A 24,559-nucleotide genomic window follows, 5' to 3' on the forward strand; every position below is an offset into this window, starting at 1 on the left:
ATGACACCTTTGAAAACTTCTTTGACCCTCCTGATTTTATCCATCGCCCTTTCGGGCTATTCCCAAAAAGGGCAACCTATGGCAAAGGTGGCCCTAGAAACTTTGACGGAACAGGGGCCGCGGGTGCCCAATCTATATCGGCTGGCCGAGACCGAACGCAAAGAGGCCGTGAAGCGATCCAGGACGCAGGAAGCCCTAAAAAAGCAATATCCCACCAATAAAAATCTCATTAAAACGGCATTTGGTATCATTGACAAGGCCCGCACGGGTTACGCCATGCGTATGTATGAGGGCAGGGATTTTAACCTGGCCAGCGTGGATTTCGTGACCGCCCTTCGGTCGAAACTGCCTTTTGTTCGGGTGGTCCAATCGCCCAGGGATCCCTTTCCCAGGGTCTTTATCCGCAGCGGCAACCGCCGGTCGGCCATCTTTGATGTGGACGGTGCCGTTTACGTAAACGCGCCCAATTTTATCCAGGTCACGGAGGTAGAACGTATAGCTCTTATTCCTTCGCTGGTGGCCACGGCCAAATACGGCTCCTTTGCCTCCGGTGGGGTGATTGTGGTGAACACCTCCATGGGAACTTTGCGCACCGAACCTGGGACCAACGAGCCCTATGATCGCGTAAAGCTCAGGGATAATTATTTCAAGGGCGATGTGCTGCAGGAAACCGGGATCGCCAAAAACGCGCCCAATTATTTGAGGGCACTCCATTCCGCACAGAACGAGGCGGAGGCCATTGCCATATACAAACGGAAAAACGTGGCCTATGCCAGCTCTTATTTTTTTACCATAGATACCTATGATTATTTTTTAAATCGATGGAACAACAGGCGTATGGCCCAAAAGGTGCTGGACGACCACTGGAGCTATTTTGAAGGAAACCCCGTGGCGCTCAAGGCCTTGGCCTATATGTACCAAAAGAACAATGACCATAAGCAGGCCAATGCCCTGTACAAACAAATTTTTAACCTGCGCCCGGACCATGCGCAGTCTTACCTGGATATGGCCTGTAGCTACCGCGATATTGGGGAGTTTCCCAAGGCCGCGGCCATGCACTATCGCTATAACCACTTGTTGCGTACAGGCATGCTCAAGGAAGGGGAATTCACTGCGCTCATGAAACGGGAAATGAACAACCTGGTGCGCTTGCACGGTAAGGAATTTTTACCCTCCAGGGCTTATGGGCTGTACACTTGGAAGGACGATTTTGAAGGCACCCGCTTGGTCTTTGAATGGAACGATAGTGAGGCCGAATTTGCACTTCAATTCGTAAATCCGGAAGGGCAGTACTATACTTGGGAGCGCTCCCAAATGGCCAATGCCGACCGCATTGAGGAAGAGCGACAGCTGGGATATTCCAGCGAGGAGTACCTGATCGATGGTGCCCTAAAGGGCGATTGGCAGGTGAACGTAAAGTACAAGGGCAATAAAAGACTTACCCCTGCCTACATCAAGGCCACGGTCTACTATCATTACGGGACCCCGGCACAGCGCCAGGAGACCAAAGTATTTAAAATGGGGATCCGCGAGGTGAATCAGGAACTGTTCTCGGTGTCCAACACCCCGACGGTGGTGGCCAGATAATTGTAGGGAATCCTGGGCCCTTGTTCAGGCCTCTTTTTAAAATCGGCACGATGTTTATTTTAAAACTGCGCGTATTTTGTTTTAAAACAGCAGGTGTTTTGTTTTGAAACAGCACGTATTTTATTTTAAAACCGCACGTGTTTTATTTTGAAACTGCAGGTGTTTTATTTTAAAACTGCGCGTGTTTTTTTGCGAAAGGTGCCTACACCTGAATGACCCCAAGATTAAAGGGCTTTTCAATAGGGGCGTGATTGGCCGCTTCTATGCCCATGGAGATCCAGGTACGTGTATCCAACGGGTCTATGATGGCATCGGTCCACAAACGGGCGGCGGCGTAGTACGGGGACACCTGTGCATCATAGCGTTCCTTGATGGAGTTGAACAACTCCTTCTCCTTTTTCTCGGTTATGGTTTCCCCTTTTTTCTTCAGGGAGGCCTTTTCTATCTGAAGCAACACCTTGGCAGCGGAATTGCCGCCCATGACCGCCAGTTCGGCACTGGGCCAGGCAAAAATAAGTCTGGGGTCATAGGCCTTGCCGCACATGGCGTAATTCCCGGCCCCGTAGCTGTTCCCGATGACCACGGTAAACTTGGGAACCACGGAATTGCTCACGGCGTTCACCATTTTGGCACCATCCTTAATGATGCCCCCGTGTTCACTTTTGCTGCCCACCATAAAGCCGGTAACGTCTTGAAGGAACACCAACGGGATCTTTTTCTGGTTGCAGTTGGCAATAAAGCGTGTGGCCTTATCGGCGGAATCGGAATAGATGACGCCGCCAAACTGCATTTCTCCCTTTTTGGTCTTTACTACCTTTCTTTGGTTGGCCACGATGCCCACGGCCCAGCCATCGATCCGGGCATAGCCCGTTAATATGGTCTTGCCATAACCTTCCTTGTATTGTTCAAATTCGGAATTGTCTACCAAGCGCTTGATGATTTCCAGCATGTCGTACTGTCCCGTTCGGTTGTTGGGGAGTAGGCCATAGATGTCCTCGGGTTTTTCCAAGGGCTTTTTCGCCTTGACTCTGTTGAACCCGGCCTTGTCAAAATCCCCCATTTTGTCTATAAGGCCCTTAATGGTGTCCAACGCAGCCTTGTCGTCCTTCGCCTTGTAATCCGTCACCCCACTGATCTCACAGTGGGTGGTGGCGCCCCCTAGGGTCTCGTTGTCAATATCTTCCCCAATGGCGGCCTTTACGAGATAACTCCCCGCCAAAAAGATGCTCCCGGTCTTATCCACGATCAGGGCTTCATCGCTCATGATGGGCAAATAGGCCCCGCCGGCCACACAGCTTCCCATGACCGCCGCAATCTGCGGAATGCCCATACTGCTCATGACGGCATTGTTCCTAAAAATGCGTCCAAAGTGCTCCTTGTCCGGAAAAATCTCGTCCTGCATAGGCAGGTACACCCCGGCGCTGTCTACCAGATAGATGATGGGCAGACGATTTTCCATGGCGATTTCCTGGGCCCTAAGGTTTTTCTTTCCCGTAATGGGGAACCAGGCACCCGCTTTTACCGTGGCATCATTGGCAATGACAATGCACTGCTTGCCCTTTACGTAGCCCATTTTGACCACGACCCCACCGGAAGGACAGCCACCGTGCTCGGCGTACATCCCATCACCGGCAAACGACCCAATTTCGATGGATGTACTGTTGTCATCAAATAGATAGTCTACCCGTTCCCGGGCCGTCATCTTGCCCTGGGCGTGCTGTTTTTCTATACGGGCCTTACCACCGCCCAACTTGATTTGGGCAAGCTTTTTCTTAAAATCTGAGAGGAGTAGTTTATTGTGATCTTCGTTTTTATTGAAGTTGATGTCCATGGACTGAATTGTTTCTTTGATTTGGATAAATATAAGGAGTAATATTGATTAACTTTGACAAATTTCAAAAGTAAAATGGATCAAAAAATACGTTGGGGCATCATCGGTTTGGGCAATATAGCGCACCATTTTGCCAAGGACCTGGGTTTGGTAAAAGATGGCGAATTGGTAGCAGTGGCTTCCCGCAATAAGGACAAGGCTTCGGAGTTTGCCAAGGCGTATCAGGTGGGTAGCGCCTATGGCAGTTATGCAGAGCTAATGGAAGATAAGGAAGTGGATGTGATCTACATAGCCACGCCCCATACCTCCCATGCCGAATTGAGCATTCTTTGTATGGAGCATGGAAAGCACGTGCTCTGTGAAAAACCTATGGGGGTAAACAGGAAAGAGGTGGAGCAGATGATCGCTGTGGCCCAAAAGCAGGAGGTCTTTCTCATGGAAGCCCTATGGAGCCGGTTTAACCCTACGATATATAAGGTAAAGGAACTCGTAGATCAGGGTACCATAGGCGATATTGCGTATCTACATGCCAATTTTGCCTTTTACGCCCTGGATCGGGACGAAAAGAGCCGACTTCTAAATCCGGACCTGGCCGGGGGATCGCTTTTGGATATTGGGATATATCCCATTTTTTTGGCCTATCTGATATTGGGAAAACCGGACCGGGTACTGTCGGCCGCCAACTTCCATACCACCGGCATAGAGGCACAGACCTCTATGATTTTCAGCTATAAGAATGCCCAGGCCGTATTGTACAGTGGCCTAAAATCAAAATCTGAAATGCGGGCGGAGCTCTCCGGCAGCCAGGGGTCTATTTTCATTGAACCCCGCTGGCATGAGGCCAGCGCTTACTCAATAGAGAAGGAGGGGAGCGAGGAACGTTTTGAACTGCCGCCTACCGGAAAGGGGTATTTTCATGAGATCCTGGAGGTGCAGGCCTGTTTGCGGGCAAACAAGACCCAGAGCATGCTCTGGTCGCACCAGAACAGCCTGGACCTGATCGAGTTAATGGATCTGGTACGCGCGCAGAACAACATCACCTTCCCCTTTGAATCCTAAAGTTTTGTTTTTATTTGGAATTGTTCCTCTAAAATTTACGATATTTGGAAGTACCACCAACCAAACTAAAACAATATGGGAATGAATAAGAATACCGTGCTAGCATGGGCTACGTTTATTATGATTGTCGTAGGAATGTGTTTGATCGCACTGGGTGCCTTTCGATATGATGACGTTGCCGGATGGGGATTCGCCGCAGTAGGCGTCGGTTTTTTTGCCATAGCATGGGTCTTTAACGCCCTCAAGGGTAGGGTCTAACACTTTTCCTCTTTTTTTAATGTAATCCGTTTTATTTATGTCCGACGATAAGAAAGTCATTTTCTCGATGTCCGGGGTGACCAAAACCTACAAAACAGCAAATACCCCTGTTCTCAAAAATATTTATCTAAGCTTCTTTTACGGTGCCAAGATCGGTATTTTGGGGCTCAACGGCTCCGGTAAATCCACCTTGCTGAAAATCATAGCCGGGGTGGACAAAAACTATCAGGGCGATGTGGTCTTCTCCCCGGGTTATAAGGTGGGCTATTTGGAACAGGATCCACAGCTGGATCCGGAAAAAACAGTGCTGGAAATCGTAAAGGAAGGTGTTGCCGAAACGGTCGCCATCCTGGACGAGTACAATAAGATCAACGATATGTTCGGTTTGCCCGAGGTCTATGAGGATGCGGACAAGATGCAAAAGCTAATGGACAAACAGGCCGACCTGCAGGACAAGATCGATGCCTCCAACGCCTGGGAACTGGACACCAAACTGGAGATTGCCATGGACGCCCTCCGCACGCCTGATGGGGACAAACAAATTTCTGTACTATCCGGTGGTGAAAAAAGAAGGGTGGCCCTATGCCGATTGTTGCTGCAGGAACCAGAAATTCTATTGTTGGATGAGCCTACCAACCATTTGGACGCCGAGTCCGTGCATTGGTTGGAACATCATTTGGCACAATACAAGGGCACGGTCATTGCCGTTACCCACGATCGATACTTTCTAGACAATGTGGCGGGTTGGATCTTGGAATTGGATAGGGGCGAAGGTATTCCCTGGAAGGGCAACTATTCTAGCTGGCTAGATCAAAAATCGAAACGCTTGGCCCAAGAGAGCAAGCAGGCCTCCAAAAGACAAAAAACCCTGGAACGCGAGTTGGAATGGGTAAGACAAGGCGCAAAGGGCCGGCAGACCAAACAAAAGGCACGTTTAAAGAACTATGACAAACTGTTGAGCCAGGACCAAAAGCAACTGGACGAGAAACTGGAAATCTATATCCCTAACGGTCCCAGACTGGGCACCAATGTAATAGAGGCCAAAGGGGTGAGCAAGGCGTATGGCGATAAACTCCTTTACGAAGATTTGAATTTTAACTTGCCGCAGGCGGGCATTGTGGGCATCATAGGTCCCAATGGCGCCGGAAAGACTACCGTGTTCCGCATGATTATGGGCGAGGAAAACCCGGACAAGGGCGAGTTTAGTGTGGGCGATACGGCAAAAATTGCCTATGTAGATCAAAGTCACACCAATATTGATCCCGAAAAAACCATTTGGCAAAACTTTAGCGATGGGCAAGAGTTGATTATGATGGGCGGTAGACAGGTAAATTCCAGGGCCTATCTAAGCCGGTTTAATTTTTCTGGCAGCGAACAGAACAAAAAAGTAAGTATGCTCTCGGGAGGGGAACGCAACCGGTTACATCTGGCCATGACCTTAAAGGAAGAGGGCAATGTGCTCTTATTGGATGAGCCCACCAACGATTTGGATGTAAATACGCTAAGGGCCTTGGAAGAAGGTCTGGAAAACTTTGCAGGCTGTGCGGTGGTCATCTCCCACGACCGTTGGTTCCTGGATCGGATATGTACCCACATCCTGGCCTTTGAGGGCGATTCACAGGTCTATTTCTTTGAAGGGTCCTTTTCGGACTATGAGGAAAACAAACGAAAACGATTGGGTGGGGATATCTTGCCCAAGCGCATCAAATACAAAAAACTGATCCGTTAAGGTTTTTAATAGTCCTCATTGGGATACCAATCCAATTGTACCACCTCGATATTTGGGTCGCCAGCGTTGACAAGCGCCTTAAATTTAGTCACATCACTAACTTCGGGCCTTCCCCGGTAGTGGTAGGGGTATACTTGCACCGGTTTAAACTGAAGTACCGCATCTGCTGCGCTTTCAACCGTCATGGTATAGGGGAGGTTCATACAAACAAAAGCCCTGTCTATATTTTGCAGTGCCCTCATTTCGGGAATGTCCTCCGTATCGCCCGAAAAATATATGCGATGCCCGTTCTTGCTTAGCACGTACCCATTTCCGCGCCCTTTGGCGTGGAATGCCAGGGCCTCTTCCCTAAGATTGTACATAGGGATGGCGGTTACCGTAATACCATAGCGTTCCTTGGTGTCCCCATTGTGCAAAACATCTATTTGCGGGGTAAATTCTGTTGGAATTTTATCCGCAACGACCTGTGGCACTACAATTTTTGCCTTTTTGGTATCCAGTTCCTCCAGGGTTTCCACACTGAGGTGGTCGCCGTGGATGTCCGTTATCAAAATTAAGTCGGGCGGTTTTTGTCCTTCAAAGGCGGCCGCGCCTCCCACCGGGTCAATATAAATGGTGGTGTCGTTCCATTCCAGAACCGCTGTGGCGTGGGATATGGGAATAATCTTGATATCTTCCACAACATCGGGCTCCAGGGTTTCGGCCACCTCGTTTAGTGTGGGAGTTTTGGTTCTGTCCTTACAGCCCAAGAGCGCCATGGAACAACACAATAGGATATGCAATATTTTTTTCATCTTTGCAAAATTTTAATTTTCTTTCACCAGGGCGTCCCTGGCCCCTCTATAAAGTTAGTATATCAATTTCTTTTGGGAAGGACAATATTCACTTTTTTTCATCCAAAAAATCCATATGGAAGATTGCACCGTATATAGTCGTAGAAAACAAATAACTTTAATAGCGTAAACAAGAAGTTAATTAATCTTTACATTATGACTGAAACGAAGAGTAACAACGGATTAAAAGTGATAGCAGGTTTGCTCGGGGTAGTATTGTTAGGTACAATCATCTACACCGTTAGTCTTTATCAGGACAAGCAAAAGACTACAAATCAGCTTACCCAAGAGAAAGAATTGGTGGTTGAGGATCTAAATAGCCTAAAGTCTGAGTACGACAAAGCTATTTTGGAAAGCAATGCTACCAATGAGGAATTGGTATCTGCCAGGGATAATATTGCCAAGTACATTGACTCTGTGAAAACAATGAAAGCGGACATTTCTTCCCTTTCACGTTACAGAAGGCAAGTTAGCATCCTTAAAAAGGAAAGAGAGCAATTATTGAAGCAGGTAGATTCCTTGACGCAATCGAACACTTTGATCGCCATGCAAAGGGACAGTACTTTTGTAGAGTTGGAGAAACAAACTGTTTTCAACGATTCTTTGGTAGTACAGAACACCCAATTGGCCGATGCTGTTGAAAGAGGTTCTGCACTTAACCTTTCCAAATTCACCGTTGACGCCGTTAAAGAGCGTAGCAGTGGTAAATTGGTATCCACTTCCAGAGCTACCAGAACCGACAAGTTCAAAATCTGCTTTACCATTGCTGACAACGTAATCGCTGAAGCCGGAGATAGGGAATTCTTTGTAGAAGTTCTTGACCCCCAAGGTAACGTACTGGGTGAGAGTTATTCTAAATCTAACGATTCCGGTGCTTCGGTGACCTATAGCAAAGGAACAAACTTCTACTATGAGAACAGCTCATTGGATGTTTGTGACTACATCAACAAGCCTTCCGGTGATTTCCAAAAAGGAAACTACATGGTAAATGTATATGATGATAGGTTGAAATTATTGGGAACTTCTAAGTTCGCTTTAAAGTAATAAACACTCTCCATTAATATAAAAAAGGGGCGATCGCAAGATCTGACCCCTTTTTTTATTCCATAATCCCCCAAGTACTTATTTAAGGGAGCCCACCATATCTTCTGGTCGTACCCATTGATCGTATTCCTCCGCGGTAACATACCCCAGCCGTATGGCCTCTTCCTTTAGGGTAGTCCCATTTTTATGGGCCGTATTGGCAATTTCCGCAGCCTTATAATAGCCTATTTTGGTATTCAGTGCGGTAACCAGCATAAGGGAATTGTTCAATAGCTGTTCAATAACCGCCATATTGGGCGCTATTCCGCTGGCACAGTGGGTATCAAAACTCACACAGGCATCCCCGATCAATTGGGCCGACTGTAAAATGTTGTAAGCCATAACGGGCTTAAAGACATTGAGTTCATAATGTCCCTGGGTGCCTCCCACACTTATGGCCACATCGTTGCCCATGACCTGTGCACAAACCATGGTGAGCGCTTCACACTGCGTCGGATTCACTTTCCCCGGCATAATGGAGCTACCGGGTTCATTGGCGGGGATGGTGATCTCACCGATGCCCGAACGTGGCCCTGAGGCCATCATACGTATATCATTGGCAATCTTATTCAGGGAAACCGCAAGTTGTTTCAGCGCGCCATGACTCTCCACAATGGCGTCGTGGGCCGCCAAGGCCTCAAATTTGTTGTCGGCCGTCCTAAAGGGCATTCCGGTAAATTTGGCAATGTACTTGGCTACCAAAACATCATATCCTTTTGGCGTATTCAGCCCTGTCCCTACAGCGGTACCCCCTAAGGCCATTTCGCTTAAATGGTCCAAGGTATTGTTCAGGGCCTTTAGTCCGTGGTCCAATTGGGAGACATAGCCCGAGAATTCCTGTCCTAGTGTTAGTGGAGTAGCATCCATTAGGTGGGTACGCCCTATTTTGACCACTTTGGCGAACTCCTTCGCCTTTTTGTCCAGCGTGTTCCGCAACCGGGTCACACCCGGAAGGGTGTGGGTCACAATTTTTGTATAGGCGGCAATGTGCATCCCTGTTGGGAAGGTATCGTTGGACGATTGTGATTTGTTGACGTCGTCATTGGGCTGAATGGTCTTTTCGCCTTCCCCGATTTTCTTTCCGGCCAGTTCGTGCGCCCGATTGGCGATTACTTCGTTGACGTTCATATTGCTCTGCGTGCCCGAACCGGTCTGCCAGATGACCAAGGGAAACTGATCGTCGTGTTTACCGGCCAGAATCTCGTCGCAGACCTGCGAGATCAAGTCTCGCTTTTCCTGGGCCAGCACTCCAAGTTCGTGGTTGGCGTGGGCGGCGGCTTTCTTTAAATGGGCAAACCCATAGATTACGTCCAAGGGCATGGAGGCCGCGGGACCGATCTTAAAATTGTTCCGGGAACGTTCCGTTTGTGCGCCCCAATATTTATCGGCCGGGACTTTGACTTCGCCCATGGTGTCCTTTTCTATTCTATAACCCATTTTTTATCTGATTTTTGTTCTAACAAAGGTAGGGGTTTGGGGAATTATTTCCATTTTTTTTGAATTTGATTTGTTGGTTTCCCCCTTTTCAAAGTATCTTTGTCTCAGCAAAAGTTACGTACATGTTCGAATTTGACCAATATTTAGGATTTCTTGCCTTTTTGACCATTCTCACCATCGGATTTTGGTTAATGATATTTTTGTTGACCTTTGTAATTCCCTATTGGTTGGGTGGTAATCTTATCGAATTCTTTAAAGAACGACGCGAGGCCAAAAGGGCCAAGCGAAACGAATAAAAAAAGAAGCCATTTGGCTTCTTTTTCATTTTTATGGAATCCTTATTCTTTGGATTTTTTCTTCTTTTTCTTCTTCTTCTTTTTCTTCTTCACGGCTTTGAAGCCCGATGCTTCCAACTCTTTGAATGCCTTGTATTTTTCTTCGGGCAATCCGGCCTTTAGCTCCTCGTTTTGCCGTTCTATCATGTTTTCGTAGGATTCACGCGTCTTATCCGGGTCCAATTTCAACAATTGCAATTGAATGCGCTCCCTCACGTATTTTACCAGGATACTGCTTACCACAGCTTGTTCAAAATCACTGAGTTCCAGCGCCTCTGTAATTTTGGGCATTTCCTGTTCCACTATTTGCTCAGCAGTAAGGGGCTCTTGTTTTTCCGGGGGTGTCTGCGCCCTGGGGACCGAACTTTGGGGCCGACCATACCTGTTGCCATATCCATACTGGGCCTGTAACAGCGAAGTGCTCAGGAGCAAGGTAAAAATGGCGAGTGCCATGTGCTTTTTAGTGAACATAATTCGACGCAAAATACACAATTCTATGCTAAAATCTCATTAATTTTTTCCTTAGGCCTTCCTATGACGGCCTTGTTGCCCTTGATGATAACAGGGCGTTCAATCAGGATAGGGTATTTCACCATGGCTTCCACAACCTCGTCATCGGTCATCAGGCGCCCTCTGTAGTGTTCTTTCCAGATGGCTTCGTTTTTCCTGACCAAATTCTCTGGCTTCAGGCCCAAATAGCCCAATACCTGTTGCAATTCTTCCTTGGTAGGTACGTCTTCCAAGTATTTGATTGTTTCAAAGGGCTGTCCGCAATTCTCTAGCAGCTCCAGTCCCTCCCTGGATTTTCTACAGCGTGGATTGTGATATATTTTAATCATGCTAATCGTTTTATTTCTATTATCAACCTTAAACCTTAAACCTTAAACCTTAAACCTTAAACCTTGAACCTTGAACCTTGAACCAAATCAAGCTTCCTTTTGTCCCATCATCATGAGATAGGCCTTTAGGAAGGGGTTTAGCTCCCCGTCCATAACAGCGTCCACATTACCGGTTTCCTCGGCCGTGCGCACATCCTTTACCAGTTTATAGGGGTGCATGACGTAGTTCCGTATCTGAGAGCCCCATTCGATTTTCATCTTGGAGGATTCAATTTCGGCACGGGCCTCCTGCTTCTTGCGCAGTTCTATTTCGTACAATTGCGATTTCAACATTTTCAGGGCGGTGGCCCTGTTATCGTGCTGAGATCGGGAGTCCGAGCAGGAAATCTGTATCCCCGTGGGCAGGTGTACCAATTGCACCTTGGTTTCCACCTTGTTCACATTTTGGCCCCCGGCACCACTGGATCTGGCCGTGGTTATCTCAATATCTGAAGGATTGATGTCAATTTCGATGCTGTCGTCTACCAAGGGGTACACATAGACCGATGCGAAGGAGGTATGGCGCTTGGCGTTACTGTCAAAAGGAGAAATCCTTACCAATCGGTGCACACCATTTTCACCCTTGAGCCAACCAAAGGCAAAATCCCCATCAATTTCCAGGGTAACCGTCTTTATTCCGGCCACATCGCCTTCCTGATAGTTGAGTTCCTTTACCTTGTAGCCGTTTTTTTCGCTCCACATCATATACATCCGCATCAGCATGGCCGCCCAGTCGCAACTTTCCGTACCTCCCGCACCTGCGGTAATCTGAAGTACGGCGGTAAGGTCATCGCCTTCTTCCGAAAGCATGTTTTGGAACTCGAGCTGTTCAATGGATGTGACCGTTTTATCGAAATGTGTTTCCACTTCACTCTCGTTCACCTCGCCCTCCTTTTGGAACTCTAACAAGACCTCAAGGTCTCCGACCAGCGTTTTGGCCGCGTTAAAATCGTCTACCCATTTCTTTTTGGATTGGATAAACCGCATTTGTTCCTGGGCTTGCTGCGGATTGTCCCAAAAATCGGGCGCCAAGGTCTTCTCCTCCTCGTTTTCTATCTCAATAAGCTTGGCATCAATGTCAAAGATACCTCCTTAACGCACCAAGGCGCTCAATAAGATCTTTATGCTGATCCGTTGTAATCATGAACTCAAATTTTGACCAAAAATACTACTCTTTTTAAGATTACCCTCAACCCGAACTCCTTTTTATGACCTCCCTTAAAGCTTCCTTTAGGCTTTTACCAACTTAAGGGTTTTTAATTGTTTTTTTATCTAAATTTAACGCCTAATCCGAACACATGCGAAAAACAATATACTTGCTCAGCTTTCTTATTGGTGCACAGACACTTTGCGGTCAATTTTCAAAAAACAAGGAGAATTTTCAGAAGTACGAAGGACTGTACGACTTCTATTACGACCAGAAAACAGACAAGGTTTATCTAGAGGTAGACCAGCTGGAACAGGATTTTTTATACGTGTATGCACTCAGTAGTGGAATAGGAAGTAATGATATAGGTTTGGATAGGGGACAACTTGGAAATGAGCAAGTTGTATTTTTTAGGAGAGCGGGAAATAAGTTGTTGTTGGTGCAGCCGAACCTCAAGTTTAGGGCCTTGACAGAAAATGCCTTGGAGCGAAAATCGGTGGAACAGGCTTTCGCGAAATCCGTTCTTTTTGGCTTTAAGATCGAGGAGGAAACCGACGGAACCTTTATTATAGATATTACCGACTTTCTTAAGCAGGACACTCATGGCGTATCGGCCAGATTGAAAGATGCGGACCAGGGCAACTATAGCCTGGATAGTTCCAAGAGCGCTATGGCCCTGGAACGCACCAAGGCCTTTCCAAAGAATGTAGAGTTCGATGTGACCCTGACCTTTAAGGGCGAACCCAAAGGGGCTTATATACGTTCCGTAACACCCAACCCCGGTTTGGTGACCGTGGCCCAACACCATTCCTTTATAGAATTACCGGATGGGGGATATAAAAAGAGAAAGTTCGATTCGCGTTGTGGTTCCTATCCCTTTTCTTATTACGACTACGCCACCCCGGTACAGGAATCCATTCTAAAACGTTTTGTGACCCGGCATCGACTAGAGAAGAAAAACCCGGAGGCAACTGTAAGCGAGGCGGTGGAGCCTATCATTTATTATTTGGACAACGGTACGCCCGAGCCTGTGCGCTCTGCACTCTTGGAAGGTGGCGCATGGTGGAACCAGGCCTTTGAAGCCATTGGCTATACAAACGCCTTTCAATTAAAGATACTCCCAGATGACGCCGATCCCTTGGATGTCCGTTATAATGTGATACAGTGGGTGCACCGGTCTACAAGGGGATGGAGTTACGGCAGCAGCATTACCGATCCACGCACGGGGGAGATCATTAAAGGTCACGTAAGTCTCGGGAGTTTGCGTATACGGCAGGATTTTTTGATCGCCCAGGCTCTGACCAACAAACCCTTTGCCGAACGGGATGACAATCACAAAGCACTTTTGGACCTTGCCCTTGCACGGATTCGCCAGCTTTCTGCCCATGAAATTGGACATACCCTAGGTTTTGCACACAATTTTGCCGCCAGTACCAATGGTAGGGCATCCGTTATGGACTACCCGCACCCACAGTTCTCCCTAAACAATGGGGAGATCGATTTTTCCAGGGCGTACGATAACAAGATCGGGGCTTGGGACAAGGTCACCGTGGCTTATTCCTATACCGATTTCCCGGAAGGCACCGATGTAGAAAAGGGGCTGAACGCTATCTTGGCCAAGGCCCAATCCGATGGCCTTAGGTACATTTCGGACCAGGATGCCCGGCCCCAGGGAGGCGCGCATGCCCTGGCCCATTTATGGGACAACGGAAAAAGTGCAAGTCAGGAACTTCAAAAGGTTTTACAGGTGCGTGAGCAGGCCATAGCCAATTTTTCCATGGACAACATTCGCAGTTATGAGCCCAACTCGGTCCTGGAAGATGTTTTTGCACCACTATACTTCTTTCACCGATACCAAACGGAAGCGGTGGCCAAGGTCGTAGGGGGGTTGGATTACAACTACGCGGTAAAAGGGGACGGCCAACTTACGGTGCGTACCGTTGCCAAGGACGTGCAGCAGGATGCCCTAAGCAGCATCATACAGACCCTGAACGCCGAACCTCTGGCCATTCCCAAGGAAAAATTAGCACTGTTCCCACCACGGGCCATAGGGTATGGTAGAACACGGGAATCCTTCAAAGGCAAGACAGGCGTTTCCTTCGATGCGCTTTCGGCGCCTGAGACGGCTGCGGATATGACCCTGACCCTGTTGCTGCATCCAGAAAGGGCCTCGCGACTCATTCAACAAAAAGCCCTGGACCCTGATCAGTTGGGACTGGCAGAGGTTATGGACCAGCTTGTCAATGGCACGATCAAAAAATCCCATAAGGACGCCTATCTTAAAACGGTACAGACAAGCATCAATTTTGTAGTTCTGGACCATCTGATGCACTTGGCGGCCCATAAAGGGGTGCACCCCCAAGTGAACGCCGTGGCCTTCCAAAAATTGGGGGAACTGAAGAAAGCGCTCACGGGAAGCGCATCGACCTTAGACCAAAAAGAAATGCTGAGACGTATCAATGCCTTTGAAAAAAAACCGGATGCGTTTACACCGAGTCCATCGCCCAAAATTCCCGATGGCTCCCCTATAGGAATGGACTGCTTGCATTAAAAAATTGACAAACAAATAATACCAGGAACAAATTGGAAATAAATTTAATAAGCGATACGGTCACCAGGCCCACCCCCCAAATGCTGAAGGCCATGATGGAAGCAGAAGTTGGAGACGATGTTTTTAAAGCGGACCCTACGGTAAATGCCTTGGAGGCAAGGGCCGCAGCGATGTTCGGGAGGGAGGCCGCCCTGTTTTTCCCCAGTGGCTCCATGGCCAACCAAACGGCTATAAAACTGCATACCCAACAGGGCGAACAGCTTATTTGCGACAAATATGCCCACGTTTACAACTATGAGGGCGGTGGGGTAAGTTTCAATAGTGGGGTTTCCTGTAAGCTGGTGGACGGCGATAGGGGCATGATGACCGCTGCCCAGGTAGAGGAGGCCATTAATCCGCCCGATTTTTACCACAGCCCGTTGACCTCCTTGGTGTGTGTAGAAAATACCACGAACAAGGGCGGAGGGGCCTGTTGGGATTTTGAGGAATTGAAAAGGATAAGGCAGGTCTGTGATGTACATGGCCTCAAATATCATTTGGACGGCGCGCGCCTGTGGAACGCCCTGGTGGCCAAAAACGAGTCGGCCCTACAGTACGGCGAACTGTTCGATACCATTAGTGTTTGCCTCAGCAAAGGGCTGGGTTGCCCTGTTGGTTCCCTGCTGATAGGAGATCATGACCATATCCAAAAGGCCATACGGGTGCGCAAGGTACTGGGAGGCGGCATGCGACAGGCAGGGTTCCTGGCAGCCGCCGGATTGTACGCCTTGGAAAACAACATACAACGTCTGGAGGAAGATCACCAACGGGCCAGGGAAATAGGGGAGGTGTTGCAAAAGCTGTCCTTCATCAGCAAGGTAGAGCCCATAGAGACCAATATCATCATCTTCGAAATTGATGAAAACCATATGAGTGGAGACACTTTTGTGGAAAAGCTCAAGGAAAAGGGGATACTCATTATCGGAATGGGACAGGGCAAGTTACGGATCGTAACACATCTTGACTACACGAAGGCCATGCATACTGCACTGCTGACGGTCCTGAAAGAACTATAGGGCATTGGTATCGGCCAGGGCGGCGATTCGGATTTTGAGGTTCTTGATCCCATTCTCCATGCCCGCTTCGGAACCGTAGGTCTGACTGCTGCCAATGACTTTTCCGCTGCGATCCTTCAGGTTGAAGAGAAACTTGCCGCTATGGTCCGTTTTTCGTTCAAAGACGGACGCACTTTCCATCATGGGACTCAGGCCTACCACCGTTTTCTGTATCGTTTCCTTATCTGGAAAATGGACGCTTTTCAACAATATTTTTCCGCCAGTGGTCCTCAGGTTGAACCTATAGGTATTATCTTTTTCTTTTTTTATTTCGATCATAGCAAAGGGCCCTTGTCTTAAATGTACGATATTTTTACCGAAGCCTGTCCCCGGGATTTTATGAAAAATTGTGCATTTCATCGATAATTTATAGCTTTTATCGATGATTTCCTTACATTTAGGACGGTTGATGACCAAAATTCAGTTCAAGGCTGCAGTAATTTATCCCGTACTGCCAGAAAAAAGACAACGAGAACACTAACCAACCTGAAAAAGGACTTCATTCCGATTAAATCGGGGTTTGAGGTCCTTTTGTCTTGGGCACTACCAGAAGCCAGGCCCTGGCCTGGAAAGGGATTGAAACGCGTACCTCTTTATTTAAAAAGGCCGTCCATCCCGGGAATATTGGGCATGCCTTCTTTGGCCACTGCGGCCAATTCCGCTTCCTGCACTGCCGTGGCCTTTTCGATGGCCTTGTTAAGGGTAAGGATCAAATAGTCTTCCAATTGTTCTTTATCTTTCAATAGACTATCGTCCATTTCAATTTTCTTTATGGTCCTATTCGCCGTAAGGGTCACCTTTACCAAGTCGTCCGAGGAGCGCTCTTCCAGTGTTACCGTATGTAAACGTTCCTTGGTCTGCTTCACCTTTTCCTTGGTTTCCTTTAGCTTCCCCATCATACCCATTAAATCTCCAAACATATCTATGCGTTTTAGAATTGCTATAGGCAAAATTAGTAAATTGCCCGCAAAATCCATTTAACGATTCCTACTATGAAATACCCTACTGTTCTTTTATTAAGTGTTATTTTAGCGGCCTCTTGCCAAAATCAAAAAAAGGATATGCCTGCATTGGAAACCCCGACCGCCAAGAAAATACCCAAGGAACTTAGCTTGCACGGAGATGTAAGGGTAGACGATTACTATTGGATGAATCAAAGGGAAGACCCGGAGGTTATAGCGTACCTGGAAAGCGAAAATGCCTATTACAATACGCTTACGGCCCATACCAAGGATTTTCAGGAGGAACTCTTCCAGGAAATGAAATCGCGCATCAAGGAAGATGATTCCTCGGTGCCCTACAAACAAAATGGCTATTGGTACATTACGCGATACGAGACCGGGAAGGAATACCCCATTTATTCCCGAAAAAAGGAAAGCTTGGAGGCCAAGGAGGAAATCATATTCAACTGCAACGAGTTGGCCAAGGGACACGAGTTCTTTAATCTGAGGGGCGTAACGGTAAGTCCGGACAATACCATGGCCGCCTTTGGCACGGATACGGTTTCTCGCAGACAGTACCATATTCAGATCAAAAACCTGGTCACCGGGGAAGTCTATCCGGACAAGATCGAAAATACCACAGGGAGTGCGGTATGGGCCAGTGATAACAAAACCTTGTTCTACACCAAGAAAGATCCCGTAACCTTGAGGTCTGACAAAATATACAAACACAAACTGGGAACATCGGCAGACGAGGACGTGCTGGTCTTCCATGAGGCGGACGAAACTTTTGGCACCTATGTGTATAAATCCAAGTCCAAGAAGTATATTATTATTGGGTCCTACAGTACGCTTACTTCCGATTTTAGGATACTCAAGGCCGATGAGCCCGATGGGGAATTTCGTTCCTTTTCACCTAGGGAACGGGGTTTGGAATATTCCATCTACCATTATGGGAGCGACTTTTACGTACTGACCAATAAGGATGGGGCCACTAATTTTAAGTTGATGCGCGTAGGAGAGGACAATACCGCTGCCGAGTTCTGGGAAGAGTTTATTCCCCATCGGGAAGATGTGCTCCTTGAAGATATTGATATTTTCAAGGACTACTATGTGCTTTCCGAGCGCGACAATGGCCTGAACAAATTGAAGATTACCCGTTGGGACAACAAAGACAGCTACTATTTGCCCTTTGACAATGAGACCTATATCGCCTACGCCTATACCAATCCGGACTTTGATACCGAATATTTGCGCTATGTCTACAATGCCATGACCTCGCCCTACTCGATCATAGACCTCAACATGCGCACTAAGGAAAAGGAGGTTAAAAAAGAGCAGGAAGTATTGGGCGGCAAGTACAAAAAGGAGAACTATACCTCCGAACGTGTTTGGGCCACCGCCAGGGATGGTGTTAAGGTGCCTATATCCCTCGTCTATCACAAGAACACCGAACTCAACGAGGATACCCCGCTTTTTCAATACGCCTACGGTTCCTATGGCAGTACTTCGGACCCTTACTTTTCAACGGTTAGGTTAAGCCTGTTGGATAGGGGGTACGTCTACGCCATTGCCCATGTAAGGGGTGGCCAGTACCTGGGTAGACCTTGGTACGAGGACGGGAAACTGTTAAAGAAGAAAAATACGTTTACCGACTTTATAGATTGTTCCAAGTTTCTTATTGAAAACAAGTATACAAGTCCGTCGCACCACTACGCCTACGGGGGATCTGCAGGCGGGTTGCTCATGGGCGCCGTGGTGAACATGGCCCCGGAATTGTACAATGGGGTCATTGCAGCGGTACCCTTTGTGGATGTGGTCACTACCATGTTGGATGATTCCATTCCCTTGACCACGGGGGAATATGATGAATGGGGCAACCCCAATGACAAGGAATATTACGATTATATGAAATCCTATTCGCCCTATGACAACGTAAAGGCCATGGACTACCCCAACCTCTATGTTTCTACGGGCCTGCACGATTCGCAAGTGCAGTATTGGGAACCCGCCAAATGGGTGGCCAAGCTCAGGGAATATAAAACAGACAACAACCTGTTGTTTTTGGATACCAATATGGATGCGGGCCATGGCGGCGCTTCGGGAAGGTTCGAGGCGCTCAAGGAAACCGCCAAGGAATATGCTTTTTTACTCGATTTGGAAGGTAAAACCCCCTAATTCAAAAAAAGTATTAATTTTGTCACCGAAATATGTTCGTTCCCTTGGGCAACATCTTTCCTTAACCTATACAGCCAGCAATGGAAGATAAGATAGATGCTTACACCAATATCCTAGAACTCATAGGAAACACCCCCTTAATCAAGTTGAACAGAATAGCCGAAAACCTTAGCGGTAATTTTTATGCCAAGGTAGAGGCTTTCAACCCCGGACACTCCTCAAAGGACCGTATTGCCGCCTATATCATCGAAGAGGCGGAACGCAAGGGGATTTTGACCGAAGGGAGTACCATTATAGAGACCACCTCCGGGAATACGGGCTTTAGCATAGCCATGGTAAGCATTATTAAGGGCTATGACTGCATTTTAGCGGTCAGTTCCAAATCGTCACAGGATAAGATTGACATGTTGCGCTCTATGGGCGCCAAAGTATATATCTGTCCCGCCCATGTTAGCGCAGACGATCCCCGTTCCTATTACCAGGTGGCCAAAAGGCTGCACGAGGAGACCAAGGGATCCATTTATATCAACCAGTATTTCAATGATTTGAACATAGAGGCGCATTACAAGACCACAGGTCCTGAAATTTGGAAACAGACCCGCGGAAAAATTACCCACCTCATAGCCTGTAGCGGTACCGGGGGCACTATTTCGGGTACCTCACGTTATCTAAAGGAACAAAACCCGGATATTCAGGTCATTGGGGTAGATGCGTATGGTTCCGTGCTTAAAAAATACCACGAGACCCAGGAATTGGATACCAATGAGATCTATCCCTACCGCATTGAAGGATTGGGCAAAAATCTAATACCAACGGCCACTGATTTTAACTGTATAGACGAGTTTATCAAGGTTACCGATGAGGAAAGCGCACATACCGCAAGGGAAATAGCACGATCCGAAGGGATGTTCGTAGGCTATACCAGTGGAGCTGTAATGCAGGCGGTAAAGCAGTTGGACGAAGAGGGTACATTTAATGAGGACAGCAATGTGGTTGTTATCTTCCCTGACCACGGTTCCAGATATATGAGCAAGGTTTATAGCGACCAGTGGATGAACGATCAAGGTTTCTTTGACAGTAAGAGCGAAGAGGCGGTGCAGCGTGTAGAGTTCATCAAATAATCGCTTTCGAAAACGATATGGGAAGCAGCGCTCCGCACGGTCGCTGCTTTTTTTGCGCCTAAAATAATTTATGAATGCTTGGCAAAAATATATACTTTTGCAGTTAAACCAATCTAGGCTTAATGAGAGACTTATTTGATAGGATTACCGAGAATAAGGGGCCACTGGGGAAGTGGGCTTCACAGGCGGAAGGATATTTTGTTTTCCCAAAATTGGAAGGTCCCATTTCCAATCGGATGAAATTCCAGGGAAAAGAGGTGATTACGTGGAGTATCAATGATTACCTAGGGCTTGCCAACCTGCCCGAGGTCAAAAAGGTTGATGGTGCTGCGGCTTTGGAGCACGGTTCTGCCTACCCGATGGGCGCTCGTATGATGAGTGGCCACACGGACTACCACGAGCAATTGGAGCAAGAACTGGCCGCTTTTGTCAATAAAGAGTCCTCTTACCTATTAAATTTCGGATATCAAGGTATATTATCAGCTATTGACGCATTGGTGTCCAAGGATGATATTATCGTATACGATGTGGATTCCCATGCCTGTATCATTGATGGGGTGCGATTGCATGTGGGCAAGCGTTTTACGTTTAAGCACAATGATATTGAGAGCCTGGAAAAGAACCTGGAACGTGCCACCAAACTGGCCGAACAGACCGGAGGTGGCATTCTTGTTATTTCCGAAGGTGTTTTCGGCATGCGCGGGGAACAGGGCAAGCTCAAGGAAATCGTTGCCTTAAAGCAAAAATACAGATTTAGACTTCTTGTGGATGATGCCCATGGTTTTGGAACTTTGGGAAAAACAGGGGCCGGAGCCGGTGAAGAACAGGGCGTCCAGGACGATATTGACGTTTATTTTGCCACTTTTGCCAAATCCATGGCCGGTATAGGAGCTTTTTTGGCCGCCGATAAAGAAATCATAGACTACCTAAAATACAATCTTCGTTCACAGATGTTTGCCAAGTCGCTGCCCATGATCTATGTAAAGGGCGCGTTGAAACGTTTGGACATGCTCCGTACCATGCCCGAACTTAAGGCAAAACTCTGGGAAAATGTAAATGCCCTTCAAAATGGCCTTAAGGAAAGAGGTTTTGATATAGGGACCACTTCCAGTTGCGTCACCCCGGTGTACCTGAACGGAAGTATCCCGGAAGCCATGGCCCTGGTAAAGGACCTGCGCGAGAACTACGGCATATTCTGTTCCATAGTGGTATATCCTGTAATTCCCAAGGGACTTATTTTGTTACGGATGATTCCTACGGCTACCCATACCATGGAGGACATTGCGGAGACCCTGGAGGCCTTCTCGGCCATTCGGGACCGCCTTAAGAACGGTACTTACAAAAGACTTTCAGCGGCCGTCGCAGCGGCAATGGGGGAGTAATAGTTCAAGGTTCAAAGTTTAAGGTTCAAGGTGGAGACGCCTAGCTTCACTGCGTTAAGCGCTAAGAGACAATATGCGTTGGTTTGTCATTCCGAGACCACGAGGAATCTCTAGCGGATTTAAAATAAATCCCCGGCAGATGCAAAGCACATATTTGACAGATGCAAAGCACATCTCTGACAGATGCAAAGCACATCTCTAACAGATGCAGACCAAATCTCTGGCAGATTCAAACCAAATCTCTGGCAGATTCAAACCAAATCTCTGGCAGATTCATAAAATATCTTTAGCAGATTTAGAATAAATCTTTGGCGGATTTTAAAAAAGAGCCCTAATCCATCGATTCAAATACCGAATTCAGAAGTAAGAGGCCAGAATTGGGACAGGTATTAAAGCTCCCCTCCTTGTTCAAGGAGGGAGAGGAGGTACATCTGCAAAAGGATGGCAATAAAAATCCCTTCTCCCCAGGGAGAAGGTCTGCCGATAGGCAGGGATGAGGGGATATAGTCAACTGCATACTATCAAACGCCCACATTTAATTGAAATGGATTCCGCATTAAATGCGGAATGACAATATACATTGGTTTGTCATTCCGCGCCTGCGAGGAATCTCTACCCACTGCCTACAGTTTCTGGCTTAAGGTTCAAGGTAGCTATCGAGAACACATCACCTTTAACCACTATCCGAACCCATAACTCAACAACTCATAACCGAGGACTGCCTACTGCCAACTGTTAATTGCTAATTGTTCATTGATTACCATCAACCATCAACCGTCAACTGTTCACCATCAACCAACCTTAACCCAAGTTCTTCCGATAGGTCCGGCGGCGTTTGTGCACTATAGGGTTAAAATGCTTCCAGATTTGCCGTATGGCCGTATTTTCCTCCAGTTCGGGCGTACGAATACAGTTTTTGATTCCGTTTTTGGTAAAGGTCTTGTAGTACTCGTTAAAGACAATAGCGGTTACCCCCTTGTTCTGATATTCCGGGTGTACCCCGATCAGATAGAAGATAACGTCCGTATTGTGCTTTTTGGCCCGTAATAGGTGAAAGACCCCAAAAGGGAACAGCTTTCCCTTGGCTTTTTGCAAGGCCCTGGAAAAAGAGGGCATCACTATGGCGAAGCTAACGAGCTTGTCCTCCTTGTCCACAATAAACTTGATGTATTCCGGATTGATGAGGCTTATGTATTTTTTCTTAAAATAGGCCTTTTGGATATCCGTGATGGGCACAAAGGAGGCCAGGGCGGAATAAGTCTCGTTGAAAAGATCGAACATTTGATCGGTCCAGGGCAACACCTCGCTGGTCTTTGTGCAGTTTATTTCCCGCAGGCCATATCTTTTTTTTATGAGTGCCTGTACCCTAGTAAAGAGGGCTGGATCGGCATTGCCAAAGGGGAATTTATTTTCCAGATATTCCTTTTCCTTCACAAAGCCCAAACGTTCCAGGTGACCTGCGTAATAAGGATGGTTGTACCAGGTGATCATGGTGCCTATATGGTCAAAGCCCTCGGTAAGGACGCCCACCTTATCCAGATTTGAAAAGCCTACTGGTCCTTCCATATAATCCAGTTGATGATCCTTGCCTATTTCGGCTACCTTTTCCAACAGGCGTTCGGACACTTCGGGATCATCGATGAAATCGAACCAACCGAACCGCATTTTTCGGAGTTGCTGCCGATTTACTTCTATGTTGTTGATGATGGCCACGACCCTTCCTACTAGAACATCGTTCTTATAGGCCAGAAAGAACCAGGCATCCGCATCCTTAAAGACAGGATTTTTGTCCCGATCAAAGGTTTCCAGTTCATCCTTGATAATAGGGGGTACCCAATAGGGTGAATCCCTGTAAAGGGAAAAGGGAAATTTTACGAATTTTTTTAGATCCGACTTTGAGGTAGCTTCTTTGATGGTGACCATGCAGTTGCTTTTAAGCCATCAATATTAGGAATATTAATCAACAAGATAAAACGGCAGCGCTTTATTTTTTACGCAAAAGTGAGCAGATCAGAAGTCGATCGCCCCGTTGTCCTTTTTCTTCTTGCGAAGCTGTTTTTTGGTAGGGCCAAGATCAATATCCTCAGCGCCTTTACCCTTGTTTTTTCTTTTTTTCTTCTTCTTTTTCTTTCCCTTTTTCATGGCGTTCTTTTTGATGGGGCCGCCATTTTCCCCGGCCTTTTGGTCCTCTATGGGAACCAGCTCGTCCTTGTGCATGTCCAATCGATAGGAGAAACCGGCCGTGGCAAAGAGTCGGGAGGGCGTATTTTTAAAATTGGCGCCCAGGTTAAGATCCACCTGAAAGGCATCGTTGATCAAATGCGCCACACCACCGCGCAGGAGTATATCCGAATAACGGTCGCTGTTGACCCCCTGGTTCTCCAGGAAGACACTCCACTTCGGGTTTTTTAAGGCGTGCGACAGTGAAATAAGATAACCCCATTCCGGAAAATCGGAGCCTATCCGGTCGTAGGAAATGTTGCTGATCAATACAAAGCGGGGTGTAAGCGTGCTCTGCGTGGCCACCATAACACGCGGAGAAACCGTAGGATCGCCCACAAAAAAAGGGTTCTCGCCAAGAACAAAGGTAGCCCCGGCATAAACGGATACCGCTGGAATCAAATTCCGGAGTTGAAAGACGTTGTTGGCACGCCAGCTGTACAAATTGGGTTTAGTGCGTTCCTCGCTCTTGTAGGGGTCGTATAGCAGGTATTTGAGTCCTATACGGTTCCGTCCAAAATCGGTACGGGAATCGCTTGTGCCCAGACCGGTAAACGTAATGTCCTGGTTTTGGAAGGTGCCTTCCCAATTCAGTTCCAGTTCTTCGAACAAAAGACCATAACGGATGGAAAAATCGGCCCCCAAAATAGTAGATTCCGTATCCAATGTATTGTGATCCTGCTGTTCGTAGAAGGCCCCGAACTCCACTTGCAAAACGTTTTTGCCTACCGCATAGGCACTTACGGACAAACCGGGTCTGTTAGAATTGATGACATCCGTATATTGGGAGAAACCCAAAAAAGGTAGGACAAGCAGTAACCGAAAAAGGAGGAATTTTATGTTTTTCATTCTAATAGGATGCCCCATAAAGGCTGTTTTATTATTATTTTATGAC

21 protein-coding genes are annotated in these 24,559 nt (G+C 47.3%); 11 read left to right on the plus strand and 10 right to left on the minus strand.

Annotated elements, in window-relative coordinates; all coding sequences use genetic code 11:
- Nucleotides 1-1,587, plus strand: a complete 1,587-nt coding sequence (locus ACRD67_RS06840) for a DUF2135 domain-containing protein (RefSeq protein ID WP_430966312.1) — start codon at nucleotides 1-3, stop codon at nucleotides 1,585-1,587.
- 202 nt (nucleotides 1,588-1,789) lie between these two features.
- Here the strand turns inward: ACRD67_RS06840 and ACRD67_RS06845 are convergent, their stop codons facing one another.
- Complete coding sequence (locus ACRD67_RS06845) at nucleotides 1,790-3,418, minus strand: acyl-CoA carboxylase subunit beta (RefSeq protein WP_430966313.1); 1,629 nt, start codon at nucleotides 3,416-3,418, stop codon at nucleotides 1,790-1,792.
- A 75-nt stretch (nucleotides 3,419-3,493) separates the two neighbouring features.
- On the opposite strand from ACRD67_RS06845, the gene ACRD67_RS06850 reads away from it, so the two are divergent.
- From ACRD67_RS06850 to ettA, 3 genes are all read left to right on the plus strand, one after another.
- The gene (locus tag ACRD67_RS06850) at nucleotides 3,494-4,477 is read left to right on the plus strand and encodes a Gfo/Idh/MocA family protein (RefSeq protein WP_430966314.1); all 984 of its coding nucleotides are present in this window, start codon (nucleotides 3,494-3,496) and stop codon (nucleotides 4,475-4,477) included.
- Nucleotides 4,478-4,552: 75 nt separating this feature from the next.
- Nucleotides 4,553-4,735 carry a CAL67264 family membrane protein gene (locus tag ACRD67_RS06855; protein WP_430966315.1) on the plus strand — a complete coding sequence of 61 codons (183 nt, stop codon included), beginning with the start codon at nucleotides 4,553-4,555 and terminating at the stop codon, nucleotides 4,733-4,735.
- A gap of 37 nt (nucleotides 4,736-4,772) precedes the next feature.
- The gene (gene ettA, locus ACRD67_RS06860; RefSeq protein ID WP_430966316.1) at nucleotides 4,773-6,464 is read left to right on the plus strand and encodes an energy-dependent translational throttle protein EttA; all 1,692 of its coding nucleotides are present in this window, start codon (nucleotides 4,773-4,775) and stop codon (nucleotides 6,462-6,464) included.
- A gap of 5 nt (nucleotides 6,465-6,469) precedes the next feature.
- Here ettA and ACRD67_RS06865 read toward each other — a convergent pair whose 3' ends face one another.
- Nucleotides 6,470-7,258, minus strand: a complete 789-nt coding sequence (locus tag ACRD67_RS06865) for an MBL fold metallo-hydrolase (protein WP_430966317.1) — start codon at nucleotides 7,256-7,258, stop codon at nucleotides 6,470-6,472.
- A 195-nt stretch (nucleotides 7,259-7,453) separates the two neighbouring features.
- Between ACRD67_RS06865 and ACRD67_RS06870 the strand changes: the two genes are divergently transcribed.
- Complete coding sequence (locus ACRD67_RS06870) at nucleotides 7,454-8,341, plus strand: hypothetical protein (RefSeq protein ID WP_430966318.1); 888 nt, start codon at nucleotides 7,454-7,456, stop codon at nucleotides 8,339-8,341.
- Nucleotides 8,342-8,419: 78 nt separating this feature from the next.
- Here the strand turns inward: ACRD67_RS06870 and fumC are convergent, their stop codons facing one another.
- Nucleotides 8,420-9,817 (minus strand): class II fumarate hydratase, encoded by a 1,398-nt coding sequence (gene fumC, locus ACRD67_RS06875; RefSeq protein WP_430966319.1) that lies wholly within the window; start codon nucleotides 9,815-9,817, stop codon nucleotides 8,420-8,422.
- 122 nt (nucleotides 9,818-9,939) lie between these two features.
- On the opposite strand from fumC, the gene ACRD67_RS06880 reads away from it, so the two are divergent.
- A complete protein-coding gene (locus ACRD67_RS06880) occupies nucleotides 9,940-10,113 on the plus strand; it encodes a hypothetical protein (RefSeq protein WP_430966320.1) in 174 nt (57 codons plus the stop codon).
- A 42-nt stretch (nucleotides 10,114-10,155) separates the two neighbouring features.
- Here ACRD67_RS06880 and ACRD67_RS06885 read toward each other — a convergent pair whose 3' ends face one another.
- From ACRD67_RS06885 to prfB, 3 genes are all read right to left on the minus strand, one after another.
- Nucleotides 10,156-10,605, minus strand: coding sequence for a hypothetical protein (locus ACRD67_RS06885; protein WP_430966321.1), 450 nt, complete (start codon nucleotides 10,603-10,605; stop codon nucleotides 10,156-10,158).
- Nucleotides 10,606-10,646: 41 nt separating this feature from the next.
- A complete protein-coding gene (gene arsC / locus ACRD67_RS06890) occupies nucleotides 10,647-10,991 on the minus strand; it encodes an arsenate reductase (glutaredoxin) (protein WP_430966322.1) in 345 nt (114 codons plus the stop codon).
- Between the two features lie 87 nt (nucleotides 10,992-11,078).
- Nucleotides 11,079-12,174 (minus strand): peptide chain release factor 2 gene (prfB, locus tag ACRD67_RS06895; protein WP_430966323.1). Its coding sequence is split into 2 segments (ribosomal slippage): nucleotides 11,079-12,110 and nucleotides 12,112-12,174, totalling 1,095 coding nucleotides; the frame shifts between segments, so codons are not numbered across the junction.
- Nucleotides 12,175-12,328: 154 nt separating this feature from the next.
- On the opposite strand from prfB, the gene ACRD67_RS06900 reads away from it, so the two are divergent.
- Together ACRD67_RS06900 and ACRD67_RS06905 are read left to right on the plus strand one after the other, a co-directional pair.
- Nucleotides 12,329-14,728, plus strand: coding sequence for a zinc-dependent metalloprotease (locus tag ACRD67_RS06900; protein WP_430966324.1), 2,400 nt, complete (start codon nucleotides 12,329-12,331; stop codon nucleotides 14,726-14,728).
- A gap of 32 nt (nucleotides 14,729-14,760) precedes the next feature.
- Complete coding sequence (locus ACRD67_RS06905) at nucleotides 14,761-15,783, plus strand: threonine aldolase family protein (protein WP_430966325.1); 1,023 nt, start codon at nucleotides 14,761-14,763, stop codon at nucleotides 15,781-15,783.
- On the opposite strand, the gene ACRD67_RS06910 is transcribed toward ACRD67_RS06905, so the two are convergent.
- Together ACRD67_RS06910 and ACRD67_RS06915 are read right to left on the minus strand one after the other, a co-directional pair.
- Nucleotides 15,778-16,101: a YegP family protein gene (locus ACRD67_RS06910; protein ID WP_430966326.1), complete on the minus strand. Its 324-nt coding sequence runs from the start codon at nucleotides 16,099-16,101 to the stop codon at nucleotides 15,778-15,780. The genes ACRD67_RS06905 and ACRD67_RS06910 overlap by 6 nt on opposite strands.
- A gap of 314 nt (nucleotides 16,102-16,415) precedes the next feature.
- Nucleotides 16,416-16,742 (minus strand): YbaB/EbfC family nucleoid-associated protein, encoded by a 327-nt coding sequence (locus tag ACRD67_RS06915; RefSeq protein WP_430966327.1) that lies wholly within the window; start codon nucleotides 16,740-16,742, stop codon nucleotides 16,416-16,418.
- A 72-nt stretch (nucleotides 16,743-16,814) separates the two neighbouring features.
- Between ACRD67_RS06915 and ACRD67_RS06920 the strand changes: the two genes are divergently transcribed.
- From ACRD67_RS06920 to capB, 3 genes are all read left to right on the plus strand, one after another.
- Nucleotides 16,815-18,941 (plus strand): S9 family peptidase, encoded by a 2,127-nt coding sequence (locus ACRD67_RS06920; protein WP_430966328.1) that lies wholly within the window; start codon nucleotides 16,815-16,817, stop codon nucleotides 18,939-18,941.
- A gap of 80 nt (nucleotides 18,942-19,021) precedes the next feature.
- Nucleotides 19,022-20,062, plus strand: a complete 1,041-nt coding sequence (gene capA / locus ACRD67_RS06925; protein WP_430966329.1) for a cysteate synthase — start codon at nucleotides 19,022-19,024, stop codon at nucleotides 20,060-20,062.
- Nucleotides 20,063-20,184: 122 nt separating this feature from the next.
- Entirely contained in the window at nucleotides 20,185-21,444 is a 1,260-nt protein-coding gene (capB, locus tag ACRD67_RS06930; RefSeq protein WP_430966330.1) for a cysteate-C-fatty acyltransferase, read from the plus strand.
- 801 nt (nucleotides 21,445-22,245) lie between these two features.
- On the opposite strand, the gene ACRD67_RS06935 is transcribed toward capB, so the two are convergent.
- Together ACRD67_RS06935 and ACRD67_RS06940 are read right to left on the minus strand one after the other, a co-directional pair.
- A complete protein-coding gene (locus ACRD67_RS06935) occupies nucleotides 22,246-23,367 on the minus strand; it encodes a GTP cyclohydrolase (protein WP_430966331.1) in 1,122 nt (373 codons plus the stop codon).
- 87 nt (nucleotides 23,368-23,454) lie between these two features.
- Complete coding sequence (locus ACRD67_RS06940; RefSeq protein ID WP_430966332.1) at nucleotides 23,455-24,531, minus strand: transporter; 1,077 nt, start codon at nucleotides 24,529-24,531, stop codon at nucleotides 23,455-23,457.
- Nucleotides 24,532-24,559 lie beyond the last annotated feature (28 nt).

Source organism: Eudoraea algarum (assembly GCF_050589645.1).
GTDB lineage: Bacteria > Bacteroidota > Bacteroidia > Flavobacteriales > Flavobacteriaceae > JBNGOQ01.

What these genes read in the sequence shown, in the direction of transcription:
- ACRD67_RS06840 (WP_430966312.1), top strand. Translation starts at nt 1, where the DNA reads ATGACACCTTTGAAAACTTCTTTGACCCTCCTGATTTTATCCATCGCC.
- ACRD67_RS06845 (WP_430966313.1), bottom strand. Translation starts at nt 3,418, where the DNA reads ATGGACATCAACTTCAATAAAAACGAAGATCACAATAAACTACTCCTC.
- ACRD67_RS06850 (WP_430966314.1), top strand. Translation starts at nt 3,494, where the DNA reads ATGGATCAAAAAATACGTTGGGGCATCATCGGTTTGGGCAATATAGCG.
- ACRD67_RS06855 (WP_430966315.1), top strand. Translation starts at nt 4,553, where the DNA reads ATGGGAATGAATAAGAATACCGTGCTAGCATGGGCTACGTTTATTATG.
- ettA (WP_430966316.1), top strand. Translation starts at nt 4,773, where the DNA reads ATGTCCGACGATAAGAAAGTCATTTTCTCGATGTCCGGGGTGACCAAA.
- ACRD67_RS06865 (WP_430966317.1), bottom strand. Translation starts at nt 7,258, where the DNA reads ATGAAAAAAATATTGCATATCCTATTGTGTTGTTCCATGGCGCTCTTG.
- ACRD67_RS06870 (WP_430966318.1), top strand. Translation starts at nt 7,454, where the DNA reads ATGACTGAAACGAAGAGTAACAACGGATTAAAAGTGATAGCAGGTTTG.
- fumC (WP_430966319.1), bottom strand. Translation starts at nt 9,817, where the DNA reads ATGGGTTATAGAATAGAAAAGGACACCATGGGCGAAGTCAAAGTCCCG.
- ACRD67_RS06880 (WP_430966320.1), top strand. Translation starts at nt 9,940, where the DNA reads ATGTTCGAATTTGACCAATATTTAGGATTTCTTGCCTTTTTGACCATT.
- ACRD67_RS06885 (WP_430966321.1), bottom strand. Translation starts at nt 10,605, where the DNA reads ATGGCACTCGCCATTTTTACCTTGCTCCTGAGCACTTCGCTGTTACAG.
- arsC (WP_430966322.1), bottom strand. Translation starts at nt 10,991, where the DNA reads ATGATTAAAATATATCACAATCCACGCTGTAGAAAATCCAGGGAGGGA.
- ACRD67_RS06900 (WP_430966324.1), top strand. Translation starts at nt 12,329, where the DNA reads ATGCGAAAAACAATATACTTGCTCAGCTTTCTTATTGGTGCACAGACA.
- ACRD67_RS06910 (WP_430966326.1), bottom strand. Translation starts at nt 16,101, where the DNA reads ATGATCGAAATAAAAAAAGAAAAAGATAATACCTATAGGTTCAACCTG.
- ACRD67_RS06915 (WP_430966327.1), bottom strand. Translation starts at nt 16,742, where the DNA reads ATGTTTGGAGATTTAATGGGTATGATGGGGAAGCTAAAGGAAACCAAG.
- ACRD67_RS06920 (WP_430966328.1), top strand. Translation starts at nt 16,815, where the DNA reads ATGAAATACCCTACTGTTCTTTTATTAAGTGTTATTTTAGCGGCCTCT.
- capA (WP_430966329.1), top strand. Translation starts at nt 19,022, where the DNA reads ATGGAAGATAAGATAGATGCTTACACCAATATCCTAGAACTCATAGGA.
- capB (WP_430966330.1), top strand. Translation starts at nt 20,185, where the DNA reads ATGAGAGACTTATTTGATAGGATTACCGAGAATAAGGGGCCACTGGGG.
- ACRD67_RS06935 (WP_430966331.1), bottom strand. Translation starts at nt 23,367, where the DNA reads ATGGTCACCATCAAAGAAGCTACCTCAAAGTCGGATCTAAAAAAATTC.
- ACRD67_RS06940 (WP_430966332.1), bottom strand. Translation starts at nt 24,531, where the DNA reads ATGGGGCATCCTATTAGAATGAAAAACATAAAATTCCTCCTTTTTCGG.